The organism is Mucilaginibacter sp. 5C4 (assembly GCF_034345625.1).
Lineage (GTDB): Bacteria > Bacteroidota > Bacteroidia > Sphingobacteriales > Sphingobacteriaceae > Mucilaginibacter > Mucilaginibacter aurantiaciroseus.
On the sequence record NZ_CP133775.1, the window covers coordinates 684,077 to 706,198 of the forward strand.

Sequence of the window (22,122 nt, forward strand, 5' to 3'; positions counted from 1 at the left end):
AAAATCAGAATTAGAAATGCTAAATCCTAAGAAATTTAGTAATTTTATAATAACAATTATATGCCGCAACAGTTTACCCACGCCACATATCATTCCATTTGCGACGAACTTGCCGCAATAGATACCGACTTTAATAATGTTATTAAACTTTATGGTTACCCGCCTTTTTGGTCGCGGCCAAACACGTACGAGAGTTTGGTGCATATCATACTGGAGCAACAGGTATCCCTGGCGTCGGCATTATCTGCCCTGAATAAACTACGCGAGCGGGTGCAGGAAATTACTCCCATCCGCATCTTATTATTAACCGATACCGAAATGCGCGAGTGTTATTGCAGCCGCCAAAAAACAGCCTATATCCGCTACCTCGCCGAGGCTATTATCAGCGGACAAATTGACCTCGAAGTTTTTGAACAAATGGAAGACGAAGAAATTCGCCGCCAACTAACCGCCCTAAAGGGCATCGGCAACTGGACGGTAGATGTATACGTAATGTTTGCCCTGCAGCATACCGATGTTTTACCTATCGGCGATCTGGCAATTGTAAATGCGATAAAGCGTTTGAAAGGTTTGCCTAAGGAAACTACTAAAGAAGAGTTGATAACTATTGCCGAGGACTGGAAGCCCTATAGAACGGTGGCGAGTATGTTGCTGTGGCATTATTATTTAGCCTCACCCAAATCATCTCCAAAGGAGAGGGCTTAAAATCTTTTGTCATCCTGAGCGATAGCGAAGGATCTAACAGCTATGCATATCCACTTGCATGGCGAAGAATAGATGCTTCGCTATCGATCAGCATGACAAAGTGAACTTTGCAAGCGCCCAATTTACTCACCCTGACTGCGCTACGCTGGTCGACACTCTTTGCGCGCAGCGAAGAGTGTCGACGAAGCAACTACCGGGTTAGTAAAATCGTGAACTAAAAAGCCCGCCCGGCGAATGGCCAGGCTTTGCAAGCTACAAGCTTACCCCATGTTAGGGCGCAGTTACAAACTGCGATCAGTGGTGGGTATTATTTTAGTTGCCAGATATTACCCTCCACTTATCATCTTTTGTCTTTCTTATCGCTTCAAACCCTAACGGCGTATCTCCAACTTCGCTAAGTGTTTTATCAATTGCCAATATTTCACCCAGAGAAACAACTTTATAATCCGCATCTTCCAAGTTTTTTTCATTGCCGTTAAATTGCCAACTACCATCTTCATAATGATAAACATGCAATATAACTGAACTCTGATCAATAATATATTTTGTGGTAATAACCGCTGTTTTTAAATCTTCTGTGAAGTTCCCCATATTATTCTCTTTTATCCAAGTTTTCTTTTTTTGATGTAACTTATAAGTTACTATTGCTATTTGATCCACCTTTAGATCGCTGCTTCATATGATCTATTTCTGCCTGATTCATATTCGCTTTTACCCTTTTTGAGGTTTTGTTGCTACATCCAGCGCATCGGCTGATTTCTCAATCAACTGCTCGGTTTGGATGCTGTTGTAGAGGTCTAAGCTATGCCGAAAGACGTTTAGCTTATCATCCGTATTCACTACTTTGAGCGTTACTTTTAAACGGTCAAACCCGGTCAGCTTGATGCCGCCCAATACGGTGATGTGGAGTTTGTCGTTTAAGTACAATAACAGTTCGGGGTTATCCGTGATAAGCTTAACAGGTTTTTGCATCACTTTAAAAAAGTCGTAATATACTATATATAATGCAAGTATATTTATATAGTACAGTTTTACAATACCATTGTGATGTATTGTATTATTTATACTACTTGTGACTATCGTTTGAAGTGTTTTAGCCTCATTGATGAGATTTTATAGTAGTCTTTAGTTGCGTATATTTATATGTATAGGTAAAAAACTGCTGTAAATAACAATATGGATACATTTGGTAAAAGATTAAGGGAATGCAGGGATGCCAAAGGGCTTTCGCAGCAAGACCTTGCCAAGTTGATGCATACTTCTTATACAGTCATTGGTAAGTATGAGCGGGATGAAACAAAGCCATCTATTGAAGTAGCCCGTAACATGGCCAAACTACTTGATACCACTGTAGGGCACTTATTAGGAGAAAACGATGATTTGAACGTGCTGAAAGCCCCGGCTATGCTTAAACGCCTTAACGAATTAAACTCACTTGCCGAACCTGACAGGGACAGCATTCTATATGCGCTCGATGGCTTGCTTAGGGATGCTAAAGCCCGTAAAACTTATGCGCTTTAACAATAAAGCCCCTTACGAGGCGTCGTCATTTACATTATCTTTTTTTTCATTTGTTTACCATGTTGCGGGTGCTATTTTACTCTTATCAGGCACCTCAAACAGATTTGCCTCTAATTTCATAGGAGCAATATTTACAGCTATGCTTGTTAAGATAAACTGCTCATCCTCATAGATGGTTTTTAACGGAAGTGCTTTTGTCTTTGATATAATATAGTACCAATTACCGTATGCATGTTGTTTAAACAGGTCGGGATTTACACCATATTTACTATTGAAGTAATAGGCGGTTTTACTCTTAGGCGTGTAAACGATTAACACATCACAAAGTACGCCCATAATGGTTTCTTTTCCTTTTTCGACCTCAAATCTTGTTGCTACGTCTTTGTTTTTACTATAGTCCTCCCAATAAAGCAAATCGGACTTACCAGTAAGTGTGTAGCTTCTGTTTTCAGTATTCCGATATAATTGCATCTTAACAAATGACCCATTAAAGACGGATTTGTAATCACCCCCTTTAATATAGTAGTCTTGCGTTGTGCCCATCATCGCCCCCAATTGATCATCTTTCAATTGAGGAGATTTGCTTTTATAGCTATTAGCATAACTGATTTTCCCCTCAAAAATTTGTGAAAAGCAAACTATTGGACTAATTAATAATAGTAATAAAACAAGTTTTCTCATTCTTTTGGATTTAAGGGTTTATTAATATTGGGGTGATCCTTATTGTATTCGACTTCAACACTATCACCAACTTTAACGGTAGTATCATGAGAGTTCCCTGTATATTTCTCACCTTTGACCATAAACTGATAAGAATAAGAGAATTCGGCTTTTACTGGTTGATTTGGCATATAATTACGATGGTCAATGATTACTGCTTTTGTTCGTTGAGGATTATTACCAAGAAAGTGGTCTGTAAAGGAATTTACCGCAATTTTATAAATTACATATCCTACAATCAGTATTCCTATAGCAATCCATGCAATATTTTTTACTTTACCCATCCTATTGTTGATTAGTTTTTGTTTTTAATTCGTCGACCTTTGAATTCGCAGCGGCTTTTACACCACTTTCAACAGTTTGCGTGGCTGCTTTTGTAGCTACTTTTAACCCCGCCCTTACGGTTGCTGTTGTTGCTCTTGTAACATTTCCTCCTAAAGCTTTAACAACGGCTTTAGATGTACTCGACAGTCTGCCGGCATTGGTTACGCCAACCTTTGACAATGCTCCCTCCACTTTCCCCCCCAGTTTACCAGCTACTTTATCAGCAGCTAAATCTATTGCTGTATTTTTAACTACATTAACCGCATTAGTTTCAACTGTTGTTTTTAAACCGGTGCTTGATTTGGTAACTTTAACTGTATTGTTAATCAGAGCTGCCCCAGCTTTAACGGCTAATTTTGCACCTACGCTTTCAATCGCACTTCCTCCACTTGTCACAAAACCAGCTACTGCTGCTGTACCTACCGAAACAAGATTAATATTATTCGTCCAGGGATTTGCTTTTCCTTCAATGTAATTAGCTGTAACCTGCTCGCCATAATCAACTACTGCTCCTACAAGCGCACCAATAAGACAACTTGGACACTTACCATCAGGATCATCGTATCTTACAGGATTATTTAATCCATATTGATACGGGGTAAGGCTTTCCTGATCACCCTCTTCCGACGATGGGTCAACAGTCGTCCATCTACCAATTACAGGATCGTAGAACCGCGCACCATAATCGTATTGGCCTGTTTCATCCTGTAGTTCCTTTCCATTGTAAAGATACTGGTTTTTTGGGCTTGGTATATTCGGTTCCAAAGATTTTATGCTCAGGCCGAAGGCATAGTAATCATTCTGCTACAGAATTTTCGGCGTTAGCTGCGTGGCGTTGGCCGCATCCCAGGTCACCGTGGCGTTGGGCTTGCCGAACTGGTAAATGCTGACGATATGCTCACAGAGGTGAACTCTTATGTTAAATCGGTCATTGAGAAAATGGCTTTGATCGATTGAGGTGGCAACCCACATCGGCGTTGACAAATCAGCATACAGCAAGATTGAAAAGAGTTTAAGGGCTTTAATTTTTGATGAGTTGAAAAAGATAGTGCAACTCTTTAATATAACTACTGACCAAGTAATTAACCATGATGGCAAAGTGCCTAAAGAGGTGATTATTGAAGATAAAACAGCCGTAGAATAAATGCGTTTAATACAGCAGCTTGATGACGACGACAAGCAAACTATCTTCAAACTCATCGACAAGATGCTCACTAACAAGAAGTTCAAAGACTTCTTTCAGAATAATGTGGCTGCGCTATAAAAAGCCCGCCTGTAAAACTGGACTGCCCCCAATAAGTGTCTAACTTTTGGGGGGCAGTCCAAACATGCGGGCTTTTTAGAACCCTCTCTTTTGGAGAGGGCAGGGAGAGGCCTCTAAACGTTAAACAACCCGTTTCTTTCCTGCTCCTGGTAATTTTGTACCGTTTCTATGGCATTGCTGATCACGTCGCTTAGCGCGGTGATGAATGCGCCCGGTTTGGCCAGGCTCATGGCATGTTTTATGGCATCTACCTCTTTCGGGATTACCTCGTATGGAGTGTTGCCACCGTTGGCAATGCCTGCTTTTAACAGGTCGAGGATATTTTCTTCTGTGCGGCCTCGGAGGTGTTTTTCCTGGCGAAGGATGATGTAATCGAACATCTCGGCTGCTATTTTACCTAACTCGCGAATGTCCTCGTCGCGCCTGTCGCCGGTACCGGCTATGATGCCGATCTTCAACGGCGAATCAATATGACTTAAGAACGTTTTGATGCCGTTATAACCATCGGGGTTGTGCGCAAAATCGATCATGAAACGGAAATCTTTAAACTCAAAGATGTTCATACGTCCCGGTGTTTGCGCTGCCGATGGAATAAATGTTTCAAGCGACATCTTGATATCCTCCGTTTTAAAGCCATGCAGGTAAGTAGCCAGCGTGGCCGCCATTACGTTATCTATCATAAACGGAACGGTACCGCCAAAGGTCAGCGGGATCTGGATGGTGCGCTGCACACGGATCTTCCAGTCGCCTTTAATAATAGTGATAAAGCCATTTTCGCAAACACAGGCTATCCCGCCTTTTTTACAATGCGAAACAATTACCGGGTTTTTCTCGTCGCGGCTAAAATAGGCTACGTTACAATCGGCTTTTTTACCAACCTGTACACAATATTTGTTGTCGGCATTCAATACAGCCCAACCACCTTTCCTCACTGCGTTGATCACCACGCTTTTTACGCGGGTAAGGTCTTCCAGTGTGTGGATGTCTGACAGGCCAAGGTGATCTTCCTGGATGTTGGTGATAACACCAATATCGCAAGAGCTAAAGCCAAGCCCCGAGCGCAGGATGCCGCCACGGGCGGTTTCCAATACAGCGAAATCTACCGTAGGGTCTTTCAATATAAACTCGCTGCTTACCGGGCCTGTGGTGTCGCCCTTTAGCATCATGGTGTTTTGTACGTAGATACCATCTGATGTGGTAAAGCCCACGCGGTGACCGTTATTTTTTACAATGTGTGCAATTAAACGGGTGGTGGTGGTTTTGCCGTTAGTACCCGTAATAGCAATAATAGGGATGCGTGCCGATTTGCCCGGCGGGTAAAGCATATCAATAACATGGCCGGCTACGTTGCGCGCCAAACCTTCGCTCGGGGCAATGTGCATCCTAAAGCCCGGCGCTGCGTTCACTTCCAATACTACGCCACCGTTTTCGGTAAGCGGCTCAGTCAGGTTTTGCGCCATAATATCAATACCGCAAATATCCAGGCCGATGATCTTAGAGATGCGCTCGCAGATAAAAATATTCTGTGGGTGCACATGATCAGTAACATCTATAGAAGTACCGCCGGTACTTAGGTTGGCAGTAGATTTTACAAAGATCTTTTCACCTTTTTCGGGTACAGTTTCTAAGGTGTAACCTTTTTTCTCAATAAGGTCTAAAGTATCACGGTCAATATCTATCAGTGTTAGCACATTCTCGTGGCCGTAACCACGGCGAGGGTCGGTATTTGTTTTGTCGATCAGTTCCTGGATGTTCAGTTCGCCATCGCCGATGATGTGGGCAGGGTCGCGTAGGGCAGCAGCTACCATTTTATTATCTATCACCAGAACCCTAAAATCGTAACCGGTAATGTATCGCTCCACAATAACGCGGCGCGAAATATTGGCGGCAAACTCATATGCGGCAATAGAATCTTCTATAGTATTTATATTGATGCTGATGCCACGGCCATGGTTGCCATTAAACGGTTTAAACACCAGCGGGAAGCCAATGCGGTCAATAGCCTCTATCACCTGTTCGGTTTTGCTGATGGTCATGCCCTTGGCAACGGGGATGGCCTGCTCCTGCAAAAGGCGCTTGGTCTCTTCTTTATTGCTGGCAATATCAACGGCAATGCTGCTGGTTTTCTCCGTCATGGTAGCGCGGAAACGAACCTGGTTTTTGCCGTAACCCAATTGCACTAACGATTGGTTGTTTAACCTTATCCACGGGATCTTACGTGAAATAGCTTCTTCCACTATCGAACCGGTGCTTGGGCCAAGGCGTGTATTCTCGCGAATTTCGCGCATAGTTTGGATATCTTTTTCCAGATCATACTCGGTACCATCTATAAGCGCTTGCACAATATTCACGGCAGATTCGGCAGCAAATACACCCACTTTCTCTTCTAAATAAGCAAATACAACGTTATAAGTGCCCGGTGTTTTAGTTTCGCGGGTGCGGCCAAAGCCGGTATCCATCCCCGCAAGGGTTTGGATCTCTAAGGCGATATGCTCTATCACGTGCCCCATCCATGTACCGGCAATAACACGCTCAAAAAAGCCACCCGGTACACCCGGAGAGCAGCGGTGACTGTACAGGCTTGGGATAAGCTCCTTCATGCGCTCGTAAAAACCATCAATAGTGTTTGACGGGCGGTCTTCCATCTCCTCAAGGTTCAACCGCATCTGGATCAATTTTTTGCGGCTAACACTCCAAAGGTTGGGGCCACGTAGTACCTGTATATTTTCAATCTTCATATTTGCTTCTATAAACCCGTCGGGAATTTCTTTTTAAATCTAAATAACTTATCAATCTAATAAAATATTTCGGGCAAAAAATGCAGTTTTATTAATTAAACCATTAGTTTTTAATCAATTTTATTTTAATTTGTATAAATTGATATAAAGATTTATGGATGCCCCTAAAGGAAAATTAGTAATTATTGGTGGTGCTGTTGATATGGGCAGTAATGTAAGTTTGCTGGAGCATATCATGAAGCCTAACTATATCAAGTTTTTTGAAAAAGGCATATTAAGGCGCATTATAAACGAGTCGGCAAACAAGGAAGGCTCTGTTGTAGAGGTGATCACCACCGCATCTCAGATCCCGGAACTGGTTGGTAACGAATATATTAAAGCCTTTAACCAGCTGAATGTTACCCACGTAAACATCCTACACATTAAAAGCCGCGAGGATGCCGCTAACCCCGAATATTTAGAACGCATTGGCAAAGCTGATGTAGTAATGTTTAGCGGTGGCGACCAGCTGCGCTTAACTGCCATTTTTGGCGGAACGCAATTTTTGCAGATCCTGAAACAACGCTACCAAAACGATAACTTTATAATTGCAGGTACCTCAGCCGGTGCCGCAGCGGCATCAACCCACATGATCTATCGCGGGCAAAGCAACGAGGCTCTTATAAAAGGCGAGGTACAGATAACCGCCGGCCTTGGTTTTATAGATTCGGTTATTGTGGATACCCACTTTGTACAACGTGGCCGCATTGGCCGTTTATTATACGCTGTAGCTACTAACCCGGGCATACTGGGCATTGGCCTTGGCGAAGATGCCGGCCTGCTGATAACCGAAGGCGCCATGATGGAGGCGATAGGCTCGGGATTAATAATGTTGGTTGATGGCAAGAATATTGTAGAAACCAACGTTTATGATGTAGAGATAGGCGACCCCGTTTCTATTGAGAACCTAAAGGTGCACGTAATGTCGATATTTGATAAATACGACTTGCAGCAGCACCGCATGATCATCAAAAAAGCGGTTAAGGTTGAGGAGGGCGTTTATATTAGCGTTCAGGATAGCGATAGCAGTAACGATCTATTACAATGAAACTGATCATACACGGAGGTTTTTTTAGCGAGTCGGGCACAAACCAGGAGGTAAAAAAGGCCAAGCAGGATGCCCTGCGCGAAATTGTTACCCTTGGCCACAAATATTTGGAGAGCCATACCGCGGCCCAAACCGTAGTTTACGCGGTGCGATTGTTAGAAGACTGCGACCTGTTTAACGCAGGCACCGGCTCACAAATCCAAAGCGATGGAAAGATCAGGTTGAGTGCTTCGCTGATGGATGGCAAAACCCAAAAGTTTAGCGGCGTTATCAATATAGTGGATGTAAAAAACCCTATCTGTATTGCCGAGAAACTAATGGAATATGACGACCGCGTACTTAGCGGACAAGGTGCCAACGGCTTCGCAGCTGAAAACGGGTTTGCCTATTACAACCCCGAAATTCCCCAGCGCCGTAAAGAATACGAAAAAAAACTAAGCGACTCTATCCGCTTGGGTACCGTTGGCTGTGTGGCGCTTGATATTTATGGCGACATCGCGGCAGCAACGTCTACCGGTGGCAAAGGTTTTGAGATCCCCGGCAGGGTAAGCGATTCTGCTACTACGGCGGGTAATTACGCCAATGCTTTCGCGGGCATTTCCTGTACCGGTGTGGGCGAGGATATCACCAGCGCGGCTGTAGCCTCAAAAATTGTTACCCGGGTAACCGATGGCATGCCCCTATCTGTCGCTACAGCAAAAACTCTCGACGAGATGAAACCTTATGATGGTTTTGCAGGCATCATCGGCATTACCCAAACCGGCGATATTTATCATGCCGATACCCATCCATACATGGTTTGGGCCTTGCATGATGGCGAGGTAGAGGTGTTTGAGTAAGCAAATAATCCAATTTTAACAGTAGCGTTAATTCCTATAAACAATATTTTCTCTTAATTTACGTTAATCAATCACGTTGTGCAAGGCTGTAAATAACAGCCATTTATACCCGGTTTAAGGCATTGCAAATCAAAAGAGTATTTTTTATATTTGCATACCAGTTAAATTAATTAACTTAATATCCCCCGCTTATAATTTAAATGCGATACTTAATATTAGTGATCTTTTGCGGTTTAAAACTGTCGGCATCTGCCCAATGGTGGCGCGGCGATTTTAAAAAGCACGTGCGTTACGCTCAAATATCACAGGTAAAAGACCATTCCCTTAAAAGGTATTTGGCAGACAAACCGGCCCGCTACAACCCGAAAAGACTCGCAAAAAATATAATAGCGCGTAGCCAGTTTAGCCTTGAAATTAATGAGCGTATAGTAATGCGCGCGGCCCAGCACAACATGCGTTTCCGCGAATATGCTTTAGCCAGCTACCGCTTTAGCGAACTTGCAAAGATCTATGTTGGCGAAAACCGCCTGTCGGAAGCTAAGTGGTACTATCTGCAAAGCATCCTCATCTCCAAACAACAAAACGACTACCAACACACCATTAATAACTTAATTAGCTTGGCCCTTATTAAAGCCGACCTTGGCGATTTGACCCAGGCACAGCAGGACCTTGCCGAGGCGCGCGACCTTGCACGTACTACAGGCCGTACCGATGACGTTAAGTTAATAGATAGCAAGATCAAGTTTGTACAAAGCAACAAGGTTTGGTTACCAAAATCAGAGCTGCGCTACGCCGAAGCCGTTGACGTTACCGGTAAATCTAAATAAAAGCCTGTTTTTGTAACAATTAGGTAAAATGCGGCATCTATAATAAAACAACCCAAACATTATTGTAATATTGTTATTCAATATATTAGCGGGACGGCTTTGTGGCTGTCTCTTTTTTTATTGTACAAATTAAAAACAGGCAAAAGTATTGATGTTTCACACAGGTCCCGATTTAAATAGTGTAAAAGATATGTTCAAGAAATTATATTTAATGCTGGCATTAGCTACCGCGTTTGCGTGCCATGCCGCCCCGGCCAAAGTAAACTACAAACACGCAGGCCCTAATGATCTGCAACCCGATGAGCAGCAAAGCGTTGTTTTAAAATATGTTTATACGCTCATCTCTGATTATAACTATAAAAAAGTGCCGTTAAATGATTCGGTGTCCGCTATTATTTATGACCGTTACATCAAAAAATTGGATGAGAACCATAATTACCTGTTAGCATCAGATCTTAAAGAATTTGACCAGTTCAAAACTACGTTTGATGATGATATCAAGGCCGGTAACCTGGCTAATGTATTTTACATTTTTAATGTATTCCAAAAACGATATACCGAGTATGTTAACTTTTCGATAGCGCAATTGGGCAAAAGCTTTGATTTTAGCCAGAATGATACTTACACTTACGACCGTGATAAGTTGCCGTGGGCAGCATCAGAAACCGCCCTGCATAATGTTTGGGCGCAACGCGTAAAATACGATCTGCTTAACCTTAAGCTTACCGGTAAAGAACTTGCCGCAAATAAAGAAACGCTGAAGAAACGTTACACCAACATCCTTTCTCAATCAAACAAATTATCTAACCAGGACGTGTTCCAGGCGTTTATGGATTCGTTCACCGAAGCTATTGACCCGCACACCAATTACTTCAACCCGTCAAACGCGGCGAATTTTAATATTGACATGTCGCGTTCTTTAGAAGGTATCGGTGCATCACTATTAATGGAGAACGAATTTGTAACCATTAAGAGCGTTACCCCGGGCGGCCCTGCCGATAAAAGCAAACTGGTAAATGCCGATGACCGTATCATAGCGGTAGCACAAGGCAAAACCGGCGAATTTCAGGATGTTGTGGGTTGGAGAATAGATAATGCTATCGCGCTGATCCGTGGCCCTAAAGGCACAACTGTAAGGTTACAATTATTAGCTAAGGGCGTTTCACCAACTGCTAAGCCAAGGGTAATTGAACTGGTGCGCGAAAAAATTATTTTGAAAGATATCTCTGCTAAAAATGAGATACGTACGTATATGCAAAATGGCAAAGCTGTTAAGATAGGTGTTATTTCTATCCCGGCGTTTTACCTTGATTTTGCCGACTACAAAGCAGGCAACCCTAATTACAAAAGCACCACCCGTGATGTTAAGCTGATATTAGACACTCTTAAACGCGAGAATGTTGACGGCGTAGTTATAGACCTTCGCCAAAATGGTGGCGGCTCTTTAATGGAAGCTGTTGAGCTTACGGGCTTATTCATTAAAACCGGACCTGTTGTGCAGGTGCGCGATTCGCGTAACCAGGTAGAGGTTGATAAAGATGATGACCCTGCTATTGCTTATTCGGGCCCGTTAGCGGTACTGGTAGATCGCTTTAGCGCGTCCGCATCAGAGATTTTCTCGGGCGCAATACAGGATTATGGCCGTGGCCTGATCTTAGGTACACAAACCTATGGTAAAGGTTCGGTACAAAACGCTATCGACCTGGATAAGGTGATCACCCCATCATTAAAAGATAAATTATTAGCTGTTGCGGGTAAAACCAAAACAGTAGCTACAGGCAGCCAGAATAAGTTTGGGCAGCTGAATTTAACTATCGCTAAATTCTACCGTATTAACGGTAATTCTACCCAACATAAAGGTGTATTGCCCGATGTTGATTTCCCGTCTATCATCCCATTGGATAAATATGGTGAAGATACCGAGCCATCTGCAATGCCCTTTGATGTGATCGAAAAAAGCGATTACACTGCTGTAGGTAATTTTACTACCGTTTTGCCGCAGCTTAAAAAGTTACATGAAGACCGTATGGCCGCAAGCCAGAGTTATAAATACCTGCTACAAGATATTGAAGAGTCTAAAAAACAGTCTGGTGAGAAAAGCGTAACTCTTAACGAGCAGAAGCTTAAACAAGAGCGTGATGCAGATGAGCAAAAAGCGTTTGAACATAACAACCTTCGCCGTGTAGCCTTGGGTTTATCGCCATTGAAAAAAGGCCAGGTAAAACCTAAAAACGAGGATACAGACTTCCTGCAGAAAGAAGCAGGCCAGGTACTAACAGACTACCTTACTTTAGGCAGCAAGTTAACCACCGTAAAACCGGCAGGTACAAACTAATACAAAGGTTTAGATATATTGAGAGGCGCGATATTCTCGCGCCTCTTTTTTGTGGCCTATTATCATGGTAAGCCTGTCGAACCATTGGCCTCGCAGGTCTCTTGAAAAGGCCCCTGCGACCGCAAACTAATTTCATCGCCATAGGTTATTACTATAACCATGGCTAAACCACTGCTTGAATTTACTGACAGGGGCATTTACTGCGAACAGGGCCGGTTTTATATCGACCCCTGGAAACCTGTAGACGATGCCGTGATCACCCACGCCCACGCCGACCATGCCTATTTTGGGCACAAGAATTATTTGGCGCACCACCTGTCGCGCGAGGTGATGCTTTACCGCCTTGGCGATATCAATTTGCGCACCATCGAGTATGGCGAAACAGTGGTAAAACATGGTGTGAGCATCTCGATGTTCCCGGCAGGGCATGTGATTGGATCGGCGCAGATCAGAATTGAATACAAGGGCGTTATTTGGGTGGTTTCCGGTGATTACAAGACGGACGATGACGGTATTTCTACCCCTTTTGAGCCGGTAAAATGCCATCATTTTATATCCGAGTGTACCTTCGGGATGCCGGTATATTCATGGAAACCACAAACTGAAATTTTTACTGAAGTGAACAACTGGTGGCGCACCAATGTCGAAAATGGCGTGGCTACGGTTATCGTGGGCTACTCATTAGGCAAGGCCCAGCGCATCCTGCAAAATCTTGATCTGAGCATTGGTAAAGTGTATACCCACGGCGTTATCGAAAACACCAACGAAGCCCTGCGCCGTAACGGTGTGATATTGAACCCAACCGAGCGTATCACTATAGAATCATCAAAAGAAGAAGTCCGCAAAGGCATCATCATTGCCCCGCCATCATCAGTAGGCACACCCTGGATGCGCAAGTTTGGCCCGTATAGTTTTGGCTATTGCAGCGGCTGGATGGCTATCCGTGGAGCAAAACGCCGCCGCGCTGCCGATAGGGGGTTCATCATGTCGGACCATGCCGATTGGAATGGCCTGGTAAGCGCCATTGACGCAACGGATTGTGAATGTGTTTACCTTACCCACGGCTATACCGCTTCATTCACCCGGTATTTGAACGAAATAGGCTTTAGCGCCAGCGAAGTGCAGACCCTTTATGGCGGCGAAGAAGAAGACGCGGAGGCCCCCACCCAACCTCCCCCGGGAGGGGAGGAGCTTCCTGGCACTCAAAACAATCAAAAAGCCTCTCAGCTAACCAGCGGAGGAGATTTAGAAGGGGCTGGATGGGCTGTCATATGAAAGCATTCGCACAACTCTTCCTCTCCTTAGACGAGACCAACAAAACCAACGAGAAAGTTAAGGTGCTGAAGGACTATTTCACCAACGTACCCGATACCGATAAAATGCACATGCTTGCCCTGTTCACCGGCAGGCGGCCTAAGCGCCCAATCAATTCAACATTGATCCGTACCTGGGCCATTGAGGCATCAAACATTCCGCAATGGTTGTTTGAAGAAAGCTACCACGTTGTAGGTGATCTGGCCGAAACGATGTCGTTATTGATGCCCGAAAGCCCCGGTAGCAGCAGTAAAACGTTAACGGAGTGGATAGCCGAGATTAACCAACAAGCCGCCCGTACCGAGGAAGAAAGAAAACTGTGGCTAATAGAATCATGGGCGATGCTGGACAGGCAGGAACGCTTTGTGTTTAACAAACTGCTTACAGGCAGCTTCCGCATTGGCGTTTCCAGTAACCTGGTGGTAAAAGCTTTGGCGGATATTACCGGGATAGAAGCCCCTGCACTTACCCACCGTATTATGGGTAGCTGGATGCCCGAGGATTATACTTATGACCAGCTGATCCAAGAACAAAACGCTGCAGATAACATTTCGCGCCCTTACCCTTTCTTTTTGGCTTACCCTATCCAAGAAACATCCGAGAAACGAAAATCGGCAGAGGATGTGGGTAATGCCTTGGGTGATGCTACCGGCTGGCAGGCCGAGTGGAAATGGGACGGTATCCGAGCGCAAATGATAAAACGCGGCGGTGAGATCTTTATCTGGAGCCGCGGTGAAGACTTGGCTACCGAGAAATTCCCGGAGCTACATCCATTCCTGAATGCATTGCCGGATGGCACCGTGCTGGATGGCGAGATCCTGAGTTTTCAGAATGGCTTACCCATGTCGTTCAGTGTGCTGCAAACACGCATCGGGCGTAAAAACCTGAGTAAAAAGATCCTGACCGATAGCCCGGTGGCTACCATCGTTTACGATTGCCTGGAATATGCGGGCGAAGATATCCGCCACAAATCACAGTTGGAACGGAGAGAAATGCTGGAAAAATTACAGGCCGAAACCGAGTTCCCGGAAGTGTTCCGCATTTCATCACTCATTAAATTTGATAGCTGGGAAGAGTTGGAAAAAACAAGGGAGCAATCCCGCGCCATGATTGCCGAAGGTATTATGCTGAAACGCAAAAGCGCTGAATACCAGGTTGGCCGCCGCCGCGGCGATTGGTGGAAGTGGAAGATAGACCCGCTCTCGGTTGATGCTGTGATGATCTACGCCCAAAAAGGCCACGGCCGCCGTGCCGATTTGTATACTGATTATACCTTCGCCGTTTGGGATGGTGATAAACTGGTGCCATTCGCCAAAGCATATAGTGGCCTTACCGATGCCGAGATCAACAAGGTAGATTATTTTGTAAAGCGCAATACATTAGAAAAATTTGGTCCCGTACGTACCGTAAAACCCGAGCTGGTTTTTGAAATAGGTTTCGAAGGCATCAACAAATCATCCCGACATAAATCGGGCATCGCCCTGCGTTTCCCAAGAATCTTACGGTGGCGGCATGATAAACCGAAGGAAGAAGCTGATACGCTGGAAAGTTTAAAGAATCTGTTGGGTGAGCATGGTGGGTAAACAAATATAAAATACGTTAATGCGAGCGTAGCGTGGCAATCTTCGATAGACTTGTCTGCGGCTCTGTAAGTAGGGGATTGCCGCGCTATCGCTTACAGCAATGACGCGCGCGGAAAAGATTTAAGAATTATCTATAAGCAAACTCTCTCCAAACTTTTGCGAAACCGTTTTATGCTCTGCTCCATTGATACTGATCACCAGCGAACTATCGAATGGGATCTTCTCTATCAATTGAATTTTTGTGCCGATATTGATATCCAGTTTTACCAGATATTGCAAAAATTGGCTGGTGGTATCTTTTACAGCCACAACGCGGCAACTGCCACCGGTTTTAACATCGGCAAGGGTGGTAGAAAAACGTTTAGCCATTTTTCCATTGGCTTTTGGTATTGGGTCGCCATGCGGGTCATACTCCGGGAAACCCAGGAATTTATCCAGCCTGTCTGCAAGCGTAGCATCTTTAATATGCTCCAGTTCTTCGGCAATATCGTGGATCTCGTCCCAGTGGTAGCCCAGTTTCTCTAACAAAAAAACTTCCCAAAGGCGGTGCCTGCGCACAATTAATGTAGCATCCTTTTGCCCTTGCGCGGTCAGTTCTACACCTTTCTTTTTATCGTACGATATCAGTTGCTTGTCGGTAAGTTTACGAATCATATCCACCACCGATGCCGGGTTGTTACCAAGCGACTCCGCAATGGCAGTGGGCGTTATCTTTTGCCCTTTGTCCTGCCAAAGGCGATAAATACATTTCAGGTAATTTTCTTCGGATAGCGTATGCATACTTATTTATTAGGTTATACAAACATAAACAAAAACATATGGTTATAAATAAAATTAGTCTTGCCTAATTTTATTTAATAGATTAATTATATTATTTATATACGTTTGTGCAAAAAAAAGTTATGCGCCATCTACTAATAATCATAATAATACTTTCTACACTTACAGCATCGGCACAAAAAAATTCCTTAAAGGGAACCGTGACGGTAAATAATGCGCCATTGGCTTACGCTACTGTCGCCCTAATCGGCACCAAACACGGCACAACAACCAATGATAAAGGCTTTTACGAGATAAAAAACATAGAGCCTGGCGAATATACCATAATGTTCAGCAGCATTGGCTATTTCCCCGAGCGTATAAAAGTGACCATCGCCACCGGCGAACCCGTTACCCAGCATGCCGAATTAAAAGAAGGTAGCTCTAAACTAAACGAAGTGGTAGTAACCGGCGTATCTCGTGCTACCGAACTGCGCAGCAACCCCGTGCCTATTGTAGTTTTAAGCAAAAAAGACATCGACCAACACGTAAACAATAATATAATTGATGCTATTGTAAAGGGCATCCCGGGGGTTACGGCGGTTACCACGGGGCCAAATATCTCTAAGCCGTTTATCCGTGGGCTGGGCTATAACCGCGTGCTTACTTTGTATGATGGCATTCGCCAGGAAGGGCAGCAATGGGGCGATGAGCACGGCATCGAGGTTGACCAGTACGGCATTTCCCGCGCCGAGGTTATCAAAGGCCCTGCAAGTTTAACCTATGGGTCGGACGCGTTGGCGGGGGTTATCAACCTCATTCCCTACATCCCCAATGGCGAGGATGGCAAACTGAATGGTGATATTATTACCGATTACCATAGTAATAACGGGCTGATAGGTTCGTCGCTTGGGCTATCCTACAAAAAAAATGACTGGAAATATGCCTTCCGGGCTACCGGCAAGGCGGCCCATAATTATCAAAATAAAGTCGACGGCTATGTTTACAATTCGGCGTTTCAGGAATATATTCTTTCAGGAATGGCAAGGGTAGATAAAAAATGGGGGTCGTCGCAATTCGTAATAACTACCTATAATAACAAACAGGAAATCCCCGATGGCAGCCGCGATTCGCTTACCCGCAGGTTTACCGTTCAGGTGGCCGAAGCAGGTAACGATAATATCAAGAACCGTCCTTTTGCCCCGCAGGAATGGATGACATCGTACGGTGTTACGCCGTTGCATCAGCATATCCAGCATTATCGCATTTACAACAAAACCGAAATTAAACTGGGCAATGGCATTTTTGCTTCGGCACTTGGCTGGCAACAAAGCGTAAGGCGCGAGTATAACCACCCCACACAACCAGATCAGGCCGGGCTTTACGTTACGCTGAATACTTTGAACTACGATTTCAGGTACAGCCCGCAGGTGGTTAATGGGTGGGGATCTTCGTTTGGGGTAAATGGCATCGCCCAAACCAACCGCAGTAAAAACGCTACCGATTTCCCAATACCCGATTATAATTTGTTTGATATTGGTGGGTTCTTTTTCGTGAAGAAAAGCATTGGCAAAACGAATATATCGGGCGGTGTGCGTTATGATACCCGTAATATCAAATGGAATGATTTTTACGTCGGCGCTAACCCGGCTAACGGATTTGAGCAACGTGTTATAGCTGCCGACCCAAGCGGCAGGTTGCAGTTCCCTAACTTTAAACATACTTATCATGGTATCTCGGGTAGTTTGGGGCTTACTTACAACGTGAGCGAACGCGTGCTCTTAAAGGCTAACATAGCCCGTGGCTACCGTGCGCCAAACATTACAGAAATTGGCAGCAACGGCCTCGATCCTGGCGCGCACATTGTTTATTTGGGTAACCGGACATTCGAGCCGGAGTTTAGTCTGCAGGAGGATCTTGGCTTTATTGCCTACCTAAAAGATGCCGACTTTATGCTGGAGGTGTTCAATAACCATATCTCGAATTACATCTACCAATCCCGGTTAGACGATGCCAATGGCAACCCGGTTATTATTGTGCCGGGTAATACTACTTACCAGTACCAGCAATCTAAAGCGCGGTTATATGGCGCCGAGTTTACGTTTAACCTGCACCCGCATAACGCCAAATGGTTCGAGCTGAACAATAGTGCAGCTTATGTAATAGGCCTCAATCAAAACGAGAAACTGATAGCCCAAAGTAACGGCGCAGCCAGGTACCTGCCATTTATCCCGCCGTTGCATATCAGGTCGGAAGTAAAACTTAAACTGCAGGGCACCTATGGGGTCTTTTCCAAAGTGTATTTCCGTGCCGAGGCAGATGCCTACGCAGCCCAAAACAAGTTCTACGCTTTAAATGATACAGAAACCCCTACTCCGGGCTACACGCTGATCAATGCGGGCATTGGTTCGACACTAAAAGCAAAATCAGGCAAAATCATTTGCGAATTATTTTTTCAGGCTGATAACCTGTTTGATGTCGCCTATCAATCAAATCTCAACCGGTTAAAGTATTTTGAGTACTACAATGCATCGCCCAACGGCCGCAGCGGTATCTATAATATCGGCAGGAATTTAAGTGTGAAGGTTATTGTGCCGTTTTAACACGAATAGTTGAAAAATATCCGTTTGATTTCTCCCCAAAGAGTGCCAACTTCGCATTCCCGGTAATCGGTGTAATCTCCCGATAGCTATCGGGACTAATCTGTGAAATCATATAATGGAATCATATAATATCAAAATAGCCCGGGAACTTTCTGTTGGCAGCAAACAGGTAAGCGCGACAATCGCTTTGCTTGATGAAGGCGCAACTGTGCCGTTCATATCACGTTATCGTAAAGAAGTTACCGGCAGCCTTGATGAGGTACAGGTAGCCGCCATCCGCGACCGTGTACTGCAATTGCGCGAGCTGGATAAACGCCGCGAGGCTATCCTGAAATCGCTTACTGATCTGGGCAAGTTAACGTCCGAACTACAAAAGCAAATAGATGCGGCCGAAACAATGGTACAGTTAGAAGACATCTACCTGCCCTACCGCCCTAAACGTAAAACCCGTGCTACCGCCGCCCGCGAAAAAGGGTTGCAGCCATTGGCCGATGTTATCCTTGCCCAGCGAAGTATTGACCCGGAACTGGAAGCCCGTAAATTTATTGATGACGAAAAAGGCGTTGCCACTGCCTACGATGCCTTGGCCGGTGCCCGCGATATTATTGCCGAACACATCAGTGAAAATGCAGAAACACGCGCGAAAATGCGTCAATTATTTACGGAAAAAGGTGTTTTTGAGTCGAAAGTTGCCCCCGGAAAAGAGCAGGAAGGCATTAAATACAAAGATTATTTTGAGTGGACGGAGCCTGTAAAATCGGCACCATCCCACCGCATCCTGGCCATGCGCCGAGGCGAAAAAGAAGAGATCCTTTACCTGGATATTAAACCAACCGAAGAGGATGCCTTAGCCCTGTTAGAGCGCGAATTTATAACCTCACGCAATGCCGCAGCAACGCAAGTTGGTTTGGCTATTGCCGATGGTTATAAGCGCCTGCTTAAACCATCTATGGAAACCGAAATTCGTTTATTGACTAAGAAAAAAGCCGACGAAGAAGCCATCCGCGTATTTGCAGCGAATGCCCGCCAGCTATTGTTAGGTGCACCTCTTGGTCAGAAACGCATAATGGCTTTAGACCCGGGTTTTCGAACGGGTTGTAAATTAGTTTGCCTGGATGAGCAGGGTAAACTGTTAGAAAACACTGCCATTTACCCGCATACTGGTGCAGGCCAGGCAAAGGAGGCCGAGAAAACCGTTCAGCATTTATTTGAGCGATGTAATATAGAAGCCATTGCCATAGGCAATGGCACCGCAGGCCGCGAAACAGAACTGTTTATACGCAACCTGAACCTGCCGGGCGCTACCATTGTTATGGTGAACGAAAGCGGCGCATCTATTTACTCCGCTTCGGATGTTGCCCGCGAGGAGTTCCCTGATAAGGATATTACTGTGAGAGGGGCTGTATCAATCGGTCGCCGTTTGATGGACCCGCTGGCAGAACTGGTAAAGATCGACCCAAAATCAATCGGTGTTGGGCAATATCAACACGATGTTGATCAAAACAAATTGCAAACGTCATTGGATGATACCGTAATGAGTTGTGTTAATGCCGTGGGTGTTGAACTGAATACTGCATCGAAACAGATACTTGCCTATGTATCCGGCCTTGGCCCACAGCTGGCGCAAAATATTGTAGAATACCGCAACCTAAACGGCGCATTTAAACGCCGCGACCAGTTGAAGAAAGTCGCGCGTTTAGGTGATAAGGCATACGAGCAGGCAGCCGGTTTTTTACGCATCCGCGGAGCGGAGAACCCATTGGATAGTAGTTCTGTCCACCCCGAGCGTTATACGTTGGTTGAGCAAATGGCTAAGGACCTGAAATGCAGCGTGCAGGACCTGATGAGTGATAGTACCCTGCGCAAATCTATCCCGTTGCAAAAATACATTTCGGACGCGGTAGGTTTACCAACCCTTAACGATATCATGGCCGAGCTTGCCAAACCTGGCCGCGACCCTCGTGAGCAGTTCGAGGCCTTTAGCTTTACTGAAGGTGTTAACGCCATTGGCGACCTTAAGTTAGGCATGAAACTACCGGGCATCGTTACTAACATCACCAACTTTGGTGCATTTGTAGATATTGGCGTACACCAGGACGGATTAGTGCATTTGAGCCAGATAACCAACCGTTTTATTAAAGACCCTAACGAGGTGCTTAAAGTACATCAAAAGGTAGAAGTTACTGTAACCGAGGTAGACGTAAGCCGCAAACGCATCGCGCTAAGCATGAAGGAGAATGAGAAAAGACAAGCCCCTGCACCAAGGCCACAAGCCTCAAAGCCGGTTCAAACGAGTTTTATACCTAAGCCTAAAGCAGAGCCGGAACCAGAAATGGACATGATGAGCAAACTGGCTGCGCTTAAAAATAAGTTTAAATAAAATCTTAAAGTCCGTCTTTGCGGGGAACGAAGCAATCTCTTTGCTATACAGAGCCGCTCTGCCTATGTAGAGATTGCTTAGTTCCTCGCAATTGTAAGGGTTACGTAATTCGACCATAGAATTAGGTGTTTTTATTTGTTGTTTAGGGTGGCCATTTTGATAGGTTTTTTACCATTAATACCTTGGTGGGGGCGTTTCCAATTGTAGTAAACAAGGTACTTAAGTAGTTCGTCTTCCAATTCTTCGAGGCTATCAAAATCAGTAATAAATTTCAATGAAAATTAAAGACTATTCATAAAATCCGACATAAAATTATTTACTTTTAGTTAACAAAGCATTTAGCCAACTAAAAGTATAAATTTTTCACCCAGCAACGAATCCGTTAGTAGACGGGGTCGAGATCAGTGAAACCGGGATATCATTAGGGCAGTTGCCGACGCCCAATCCTAACAATTTAAGCAAAGGTAATTTTCTACATTGATGCATAATCAATATAAGCCGCAAAGTAATTTTTTCTTTTACTATGAGCTTTTTAAGGAATTAAATACGCGGTCGCAATTCCCGAAAGAAGCCGCAATACGGGATTCAAACAGAAACAAGTCCGATGAACCTGTCAGTTAAAGATACCTTATCGGCATTGCATTAAAATAAGAGGTGGTGTCCTATCGTTTAGTTACAATAACGCAAAACCCCAGAGCAGTGTAGACCTATCCGGGGTTTGCATATCATAAATGAGCTGAGTAAGATATACCTGCCAATTATTTGTGAAGCTGTTTTTTACGAAGATATTCCAGCATCAACTGCGGCCTGTCGGTTTGTATGATAGCCGCACCGTGATTGATCAGCCAGTCCCAGCTATCATTTTATTCCCCATTTCAACGGCTTTATCATCATCGTGTCCCGCATATAGCGATGCCCAAAGGGAATTAAGCCAAACCCTTGCACCGGTTTTAGTGATGAATTTATTGTCGGCTAATATAGCCGACGTGTCTTTTGTGAAGTTAAGTTCAAAAGCATAAGATTTCATATTTTTGAGATATTCTGTAATAATCTGCTTAGCGTCTGGCCTGTCAATATTTACCACCGGCATAAAAGTTATACTTTCTATCAGTTTCGGATATTT

Annotated in this window: 21 protein-coding genes and 1 pseudogene; 11 read left to right on the top strand and 11 right to left on the bottom strand. The window is 44.6% G+C overall.

The window, feature by feature from the left end; all coding sequences use genetic code 11:
• Positions 1–60: 60 nt before the first annotated feature.
• Entirely contained in the window at positions 61–705 is a 645-nt protein-coding gene (locus RHM67_RS03190; RefSeq protein WP_322230587.1) for a DNA-3-methyladenine glycosylase 2 family protein, read from the top strand.
• Positions 706–1,017: 312 nt separating this feature from the next.
• On the opposite strand, the gene RHM67_RS03195 is transcribed toward RHM67_RS03190, so the two are convergent.
• From RHM67_RS03195 to RHM67_RS03200, 3 genes are read right to left on the bottom strand one after another with little or no spacing between them, the layout of a single operon-like run.
• Entirely contained in the window at positions 1,018–1,365 is a 348-nt protein-coding gene (locus RHM67_RS03195; protein WP_322230589.1) for a hypothetical protein, read from the bottom strand.
• On the bottom strand, positions 1,337–1,408 hold the full coding sequence (locus RHM67_RS20580; protein ID WP_369124782.1) for a hypothetical protein: 72 nt from the start codon (positions 1,406–1,408) through the stop codon (positions 1,337–1,339). The genes RHM67_RS03195 and RHM67_RS20580 overlap by 29 nt, the downstream gene beginning before the upstream one ends.
• 8 nt (positions 1,409–1,416) lie before the next feature.
• The gene (locus tag RHM67_RS03200; RefSeq protein ID WP_322230590.1) at positions 1,417–1,677 is read right to left on the bottom strand and encodes a hypothetical protein; all 261 of its coding nucleotides are present in this window, start codon (positions 1,675–1,677) and stop codon (positions 1,417–1,419) included.
• A gap of 204 nt (positions 1,678–1,881) precedes the next feature.
• Between RHM67_RS03200 and RHM67_RS03205 the strand changes: the two genes are divergently transcribed.
• Positions 1,882–2,226, top strand: a complete 345-nt coding sequence (locus RHM67_RS03205; protein WP_322230591.1) for a helix-turn-helix transcriptional regulator — start codon at positions 1,882–1,884, stop codon at positions 2,224–2,226.
• A 54-nt stretch (positions 2,227–2,280) separates the two neighbouring features.
• On the opposite strand, the gene RHM67_RS03210 is transcribed toward RHM67_RS03205, so the two are convergent.
• The 3 genes and pseudogenes from RHM67_RS03210 to RHM67_RS03220 all read right to left on the bottom strand — a co-directional run.
• The gene (locus RHM67_RS03210) at positions 2,281–2,907 is read right to left on the bottom strand and encodes a hypothetical protein (RefSeq protein WP_322230593.1); all 627 of its coding nucleotides are present in this window, start codon (positions 2,905–2,907) and stop codon (positions 2,281–2,283) included.
• A complete protein-coding gene (locus tag RHM67_RS03215; RefSeq protein ID WP_322230595.1) occupies positions 2,904–3,230 on the bottom strand; it encodes a DUF3592 domain-containing protein in 327 nt (108 codons plus the stop codon). Before RHM67_RS03215 ends, RHM67_RS03210 begins: the two co-directional genes overlap by 4 nt.
• Before the next feature lies 1 nt (position 3,231).
• Positions 3,232–4,053: pseudogene (locus tag RHM67_RS03220) on the bottom strand (RHS repeat-associated core domain-containing protein); the annotation flags it as partial.
• 175 nt (positions 4,054–4,228) lie between these two features.
• On the opposite strand from RHM67_RS03220, the gene RHM67_RS03225 reads away from it, so the two are divergent.
• Entirely contained in the window at positions 4,229–4,414 is a 186-nt protein-coding gene (locus RHM67_RS03225) for a helix-turn-helix transcriptional regulator (protein WP_322230597.1), read from the top strand.
• Positions 4,415–4,647: 233 nt separating this feature from the next.
• Here the strand turns inward: RHM67_RS03225 and cphA are convergent, their stop codons facing one another.
• Entirely contained in the window at positions 4,648–7,272 is a 2,625-nt protein-coding gene (cphA, locus tag RHM67_RS03230) for a cyanophycin synthetase (RefSeq protein WP_322230598.1), read from the bottom strand.
• Positions 7,273–7,426: 154 nt separating this feature from the next.
• Between cphA and RHM67_RS03235 the strand changes: the two genes are divergently transcribed.
• From RHM67_RS03235 to RHM67_RS03260, 6 genes are all read left to right on the top strand, one after another.
• Positions 7,427–8,359 carry a cyanophycinase gene (locus RHM67_RS03235; RefSeq protein WP_322230600.1) on the top strand — a complete coding sequence of 311 codons (933 nt, stop codon included), beginning with the start codon at positions 7,427–7,429 and terminating at the stop codon, positions 8,357–8,359.
• A complete protein-coding gene (locus RHM67_RS03240; protein WP_322230602.1) occupies positions 8,356–9,198 on the top strand; it encodes an isoaspartyl peptidase/L-asparaginase in 843 nt (280 codons plus the stop codon). Before RHM67_RS03235 ends, RHM67_RS03240 begins: the two co-directional genes overlap by 4 nt.
• A 200-nt stretch (positions 9,199–9,398) precedes the next feature.
• Complete coding sequence (locus RHM67_RS03245) at positions 9,399–10,025, top strand: hypothetical protein (protein ID WP_322230604.1); 627 nt, start codon at positions 9,399–9,401, stop codon at positions 10,023–10,025.
• Positions 10,026–10,215: 190 nt separating this feature from the next.
• Positions 10,216–12,360 (top strand): carboxy terminal-processing peptidase, encoded by a 2,145-nt coding sequence (locus RHM67_RS03250; RefSeq protein WP_322230606.1) that lies wholly within the window; start codon positions 10,216–10,218, stop codon positions 12,358–12,360.
• A 159-nt stretch (positions 12,361–12,519) separates the two neighbouring features.
• Positions 12,520–13,635, top strand: coding sequence for a ligase-associated DNA damage response exonuclease (locus tag RHM67_RS03255; RefSeq protein ID WP_322230607.1), 1,116 nt, complete (start codon positions 12,520–12,522; stop codon positions 13,633–13,635).
• Entirely contained in the window at positions 13,632–15,257 is a 1,626-nt protein-coding gene (locus RHM67_RS03260; RefSeq protein ID WP_322230609.1) for an ATP-dependent DNA ligase, read from the top strand. Before RHM67_RS03255 ends, RHM67_RS03260 begins: the two co-directional genes overlap by 4 nt.
• A gap of 120 nt (positions 15,258–15,377) precedes the next feature.
• Here the strand turns inward: RHM67_RS03260 and RHM67_RS03265 are convergent, their stop codons facing one another.
• Positions 15,378–16,037: a metal-dependent transcriptional regulator gene (locus RHM67_RS03265; protein ID WP_322230610.1), complete on the bottom strand. Its 660-nt coding sequence runs from the start codon at positions 16,035–16,037 to the stop codon at positions 15,378–15,380.
• A 122-nt stretch (positions 16,038–16,159) separates the two neighbouring features.
• Between RHM67_RS03265 and RHM67_RS03270 the strand changes: the two genes are divergently transcribed.
• Both RHM67_RS03270 and RHM67_RS03275 read left to right on the top strand, forming a co-directional pair.
• Positions 16,160–18,619: a TonB-dependent receptor gene (locus RHM67_RS03270; RefSeq protein ID WP_322230611.1), complete on the top strand. Its 2,460-nt coding sequence runs from the start codon at positions 16,160–16,162 to the stop codon at positions 18,617–18,619.
• Positions 18,620–18,734: 115 nt separating this feature from the next.
• Complete coding sequence (locus tag RHM67_RS03275) at positions 18,735–20,999, top strand: Tex family protein (protein ID WP_322230612.1); 2,265 nt, start codon at positions 18,735–18,737, stop codon at positions 20,997–20,999.
• A gap of 131 nt (positions 21,000–21,130) precedes the next feature.
• On the opposite strand, the gene RHM67_RS03280 is transcribed toward RHM67_RS03275, so the two are convergent.
• The 3 genes from RHM67_RS03280 to RHM67_RS03290 form a co-directional block, all read right to left on the bottom strand.
• The gene (locus tag RHM67_RS03280) at positions 21,131–21,274 is read right to left on the bottom strand and encodes an integrase core domain-containing protein (protein ID WP_322230613.1); all 144 of its coding nucleotides are present in this window, start codon (positions 21,272–21,274) and stop codon (positions 21,131–21,133) included.
• Between the two features lie 483 nt (positions 21,275–21,757).
• Positions 21,758–21,844 carry a hypothetical protein gene (locus RHM67_RS03285; RefSeq protein WP_322232169.1) on the bottom strand — a complete coding sequence of 29 codons (87 nt, stop codon included), beginning with the start codon at positions 21,842–21,844 and terminating at the stop codon, positions 21,758–21,760.
• Positions 21,841–22,089 carry a hypothetical protein gene (locus RHM67_RS03290; RefSeq protein ID WP_322230614.1) on the bottom strand — a complete coding sequence of 83 codons (249 nt, stop codon included), beginning with the start codon at positions 22,087–22,089 and terminating at the stop codon, positions 21,841–21,843. Before RHM67_RS03290 ends, RHM67_RS03285 begins: the two co-directional genes overlap by 4 nt.
• Positions 22,090–22,122 lie beyond the last annotated feature (33 nt).

What these genes read in the sequence shown, in the direction of transcription:
- RHM67_RS03190 (WP_322230587.1), top strand. Translation starts at nt 61, where the DNA reads ATGCCGCAACAGTTTACCCACGCCACATATCATTCCATTTGCGACGAA.
- RHM67_RS03200 (WP_322230590.1), bottom strand. Translation starts at nt 1,677, where the DNA reads ATGCAAAAACCTGTTAAGCTTATCACGGATAACCCCGAACTGTTATTG.
- RHM67_RS03205 (WP_322230591.1), top strand. Translation starts at nt 1,882, where the DNA reads ATGGATACATTTGGTAAAAGATTAAGGGAATGCAGGGATGCCAAAGGG.
- RHM67_RS03210 (WP_322230593.1), bottom strand. Translation starts at nt 2,907, where the DNA reads ATGAGAAAACTTGTTTTATTACTATTATTAATTAGTCCAATAGTTTGC.
- RHM67_RS03215 (WP_322230595.1), bottom strand. Translation starts at nt 3,230, where the DNA reads ATGGGTAAAGTAAAAAATATTGCATGGATTGCTATAGGAATACTGATT.
- cphA (WP_322230598.1), bottom strand. Translation starts at nt 7,272, where the DNA reads ATGAAGATTGAAAATATACAGGTACTACGTGGCCCCAACCTTTGGAGT.
- RHM67_RS03235 (WP_322230600.1), top strand. Translation starts at nt 7,427, where the DNA reads ATGGATGCCCCTAAAGGAAAATTAGTAATTATTGGTGGTGCTGTTGAT.
- RHM67_RS03240 (WP_322230602.1), top strand. Translation starts at nt 8,356, where the DNA reads ATGAAACTGATCATACACGGAGGTTTTTTTAGCGAGTCGGGCACAAAC.
- RHM67_RS03245 (WP_322230604.1), top strand. Translation starts at nt 9,399, where the DNA reads ATGCGATACTTAATATTAGTGATCTTTTGCGGTTTAAAACTGTCGGCA.
- RHM67_RS03250 (WP_322230606.1), top strand. Translation starts at nt 10,216, where the DNA reads ATGTTCAAGAAATTATATTTAATGCTGGCATTAGCTACCGCGTTTGCG.
- RHM67_RS03255 (WP_322230607.1), top strand. Translation starts at nt 12,520, where the DNA reads ATGGCTAAACCACTGCTTGAATTTACTGACAGGGGCATTTACTGCGAA.
- RHM67_RS03260 (WP_322230609.1), top strand. Translation starts at nt 13,632, where the DNA reads ATGAAAGCATTCGCACAACTCTTCCTCTCCTTAGACGAGACCAACAAA.
- RHM67_RS03265 (WP_322230610.1), bottom strand. Translation starts at nt 16,037, where the DNA reads ATGCATACGCTATCCGAAGAAAATTACCTGAAATGTATTTATCGCCTT.
- RHM67_RS03270 (WP_322230611.1), top strand. Translation starts at nt 16,160, where the DNA reads ATGCGCCATCTACTAATAATCATAATAATACTTTCTACACTTACAGCA.
- RHM67_RS03275 (WP_322230612.1), top strand. Translation starts at nt 18,735, where the DNA reads ATGGAATCATATAATATCAAAATAGCCCGGGAACTTTCTGTTGGCAGC.
- RHM67_RS03290 (WP_322230614.1), bottom strand. Translation starts at nt 22,089, where the DNA reads ATGCCGGTGGTAAATATTGACAGGCCAGACGCTAAGCAGATTATTACA.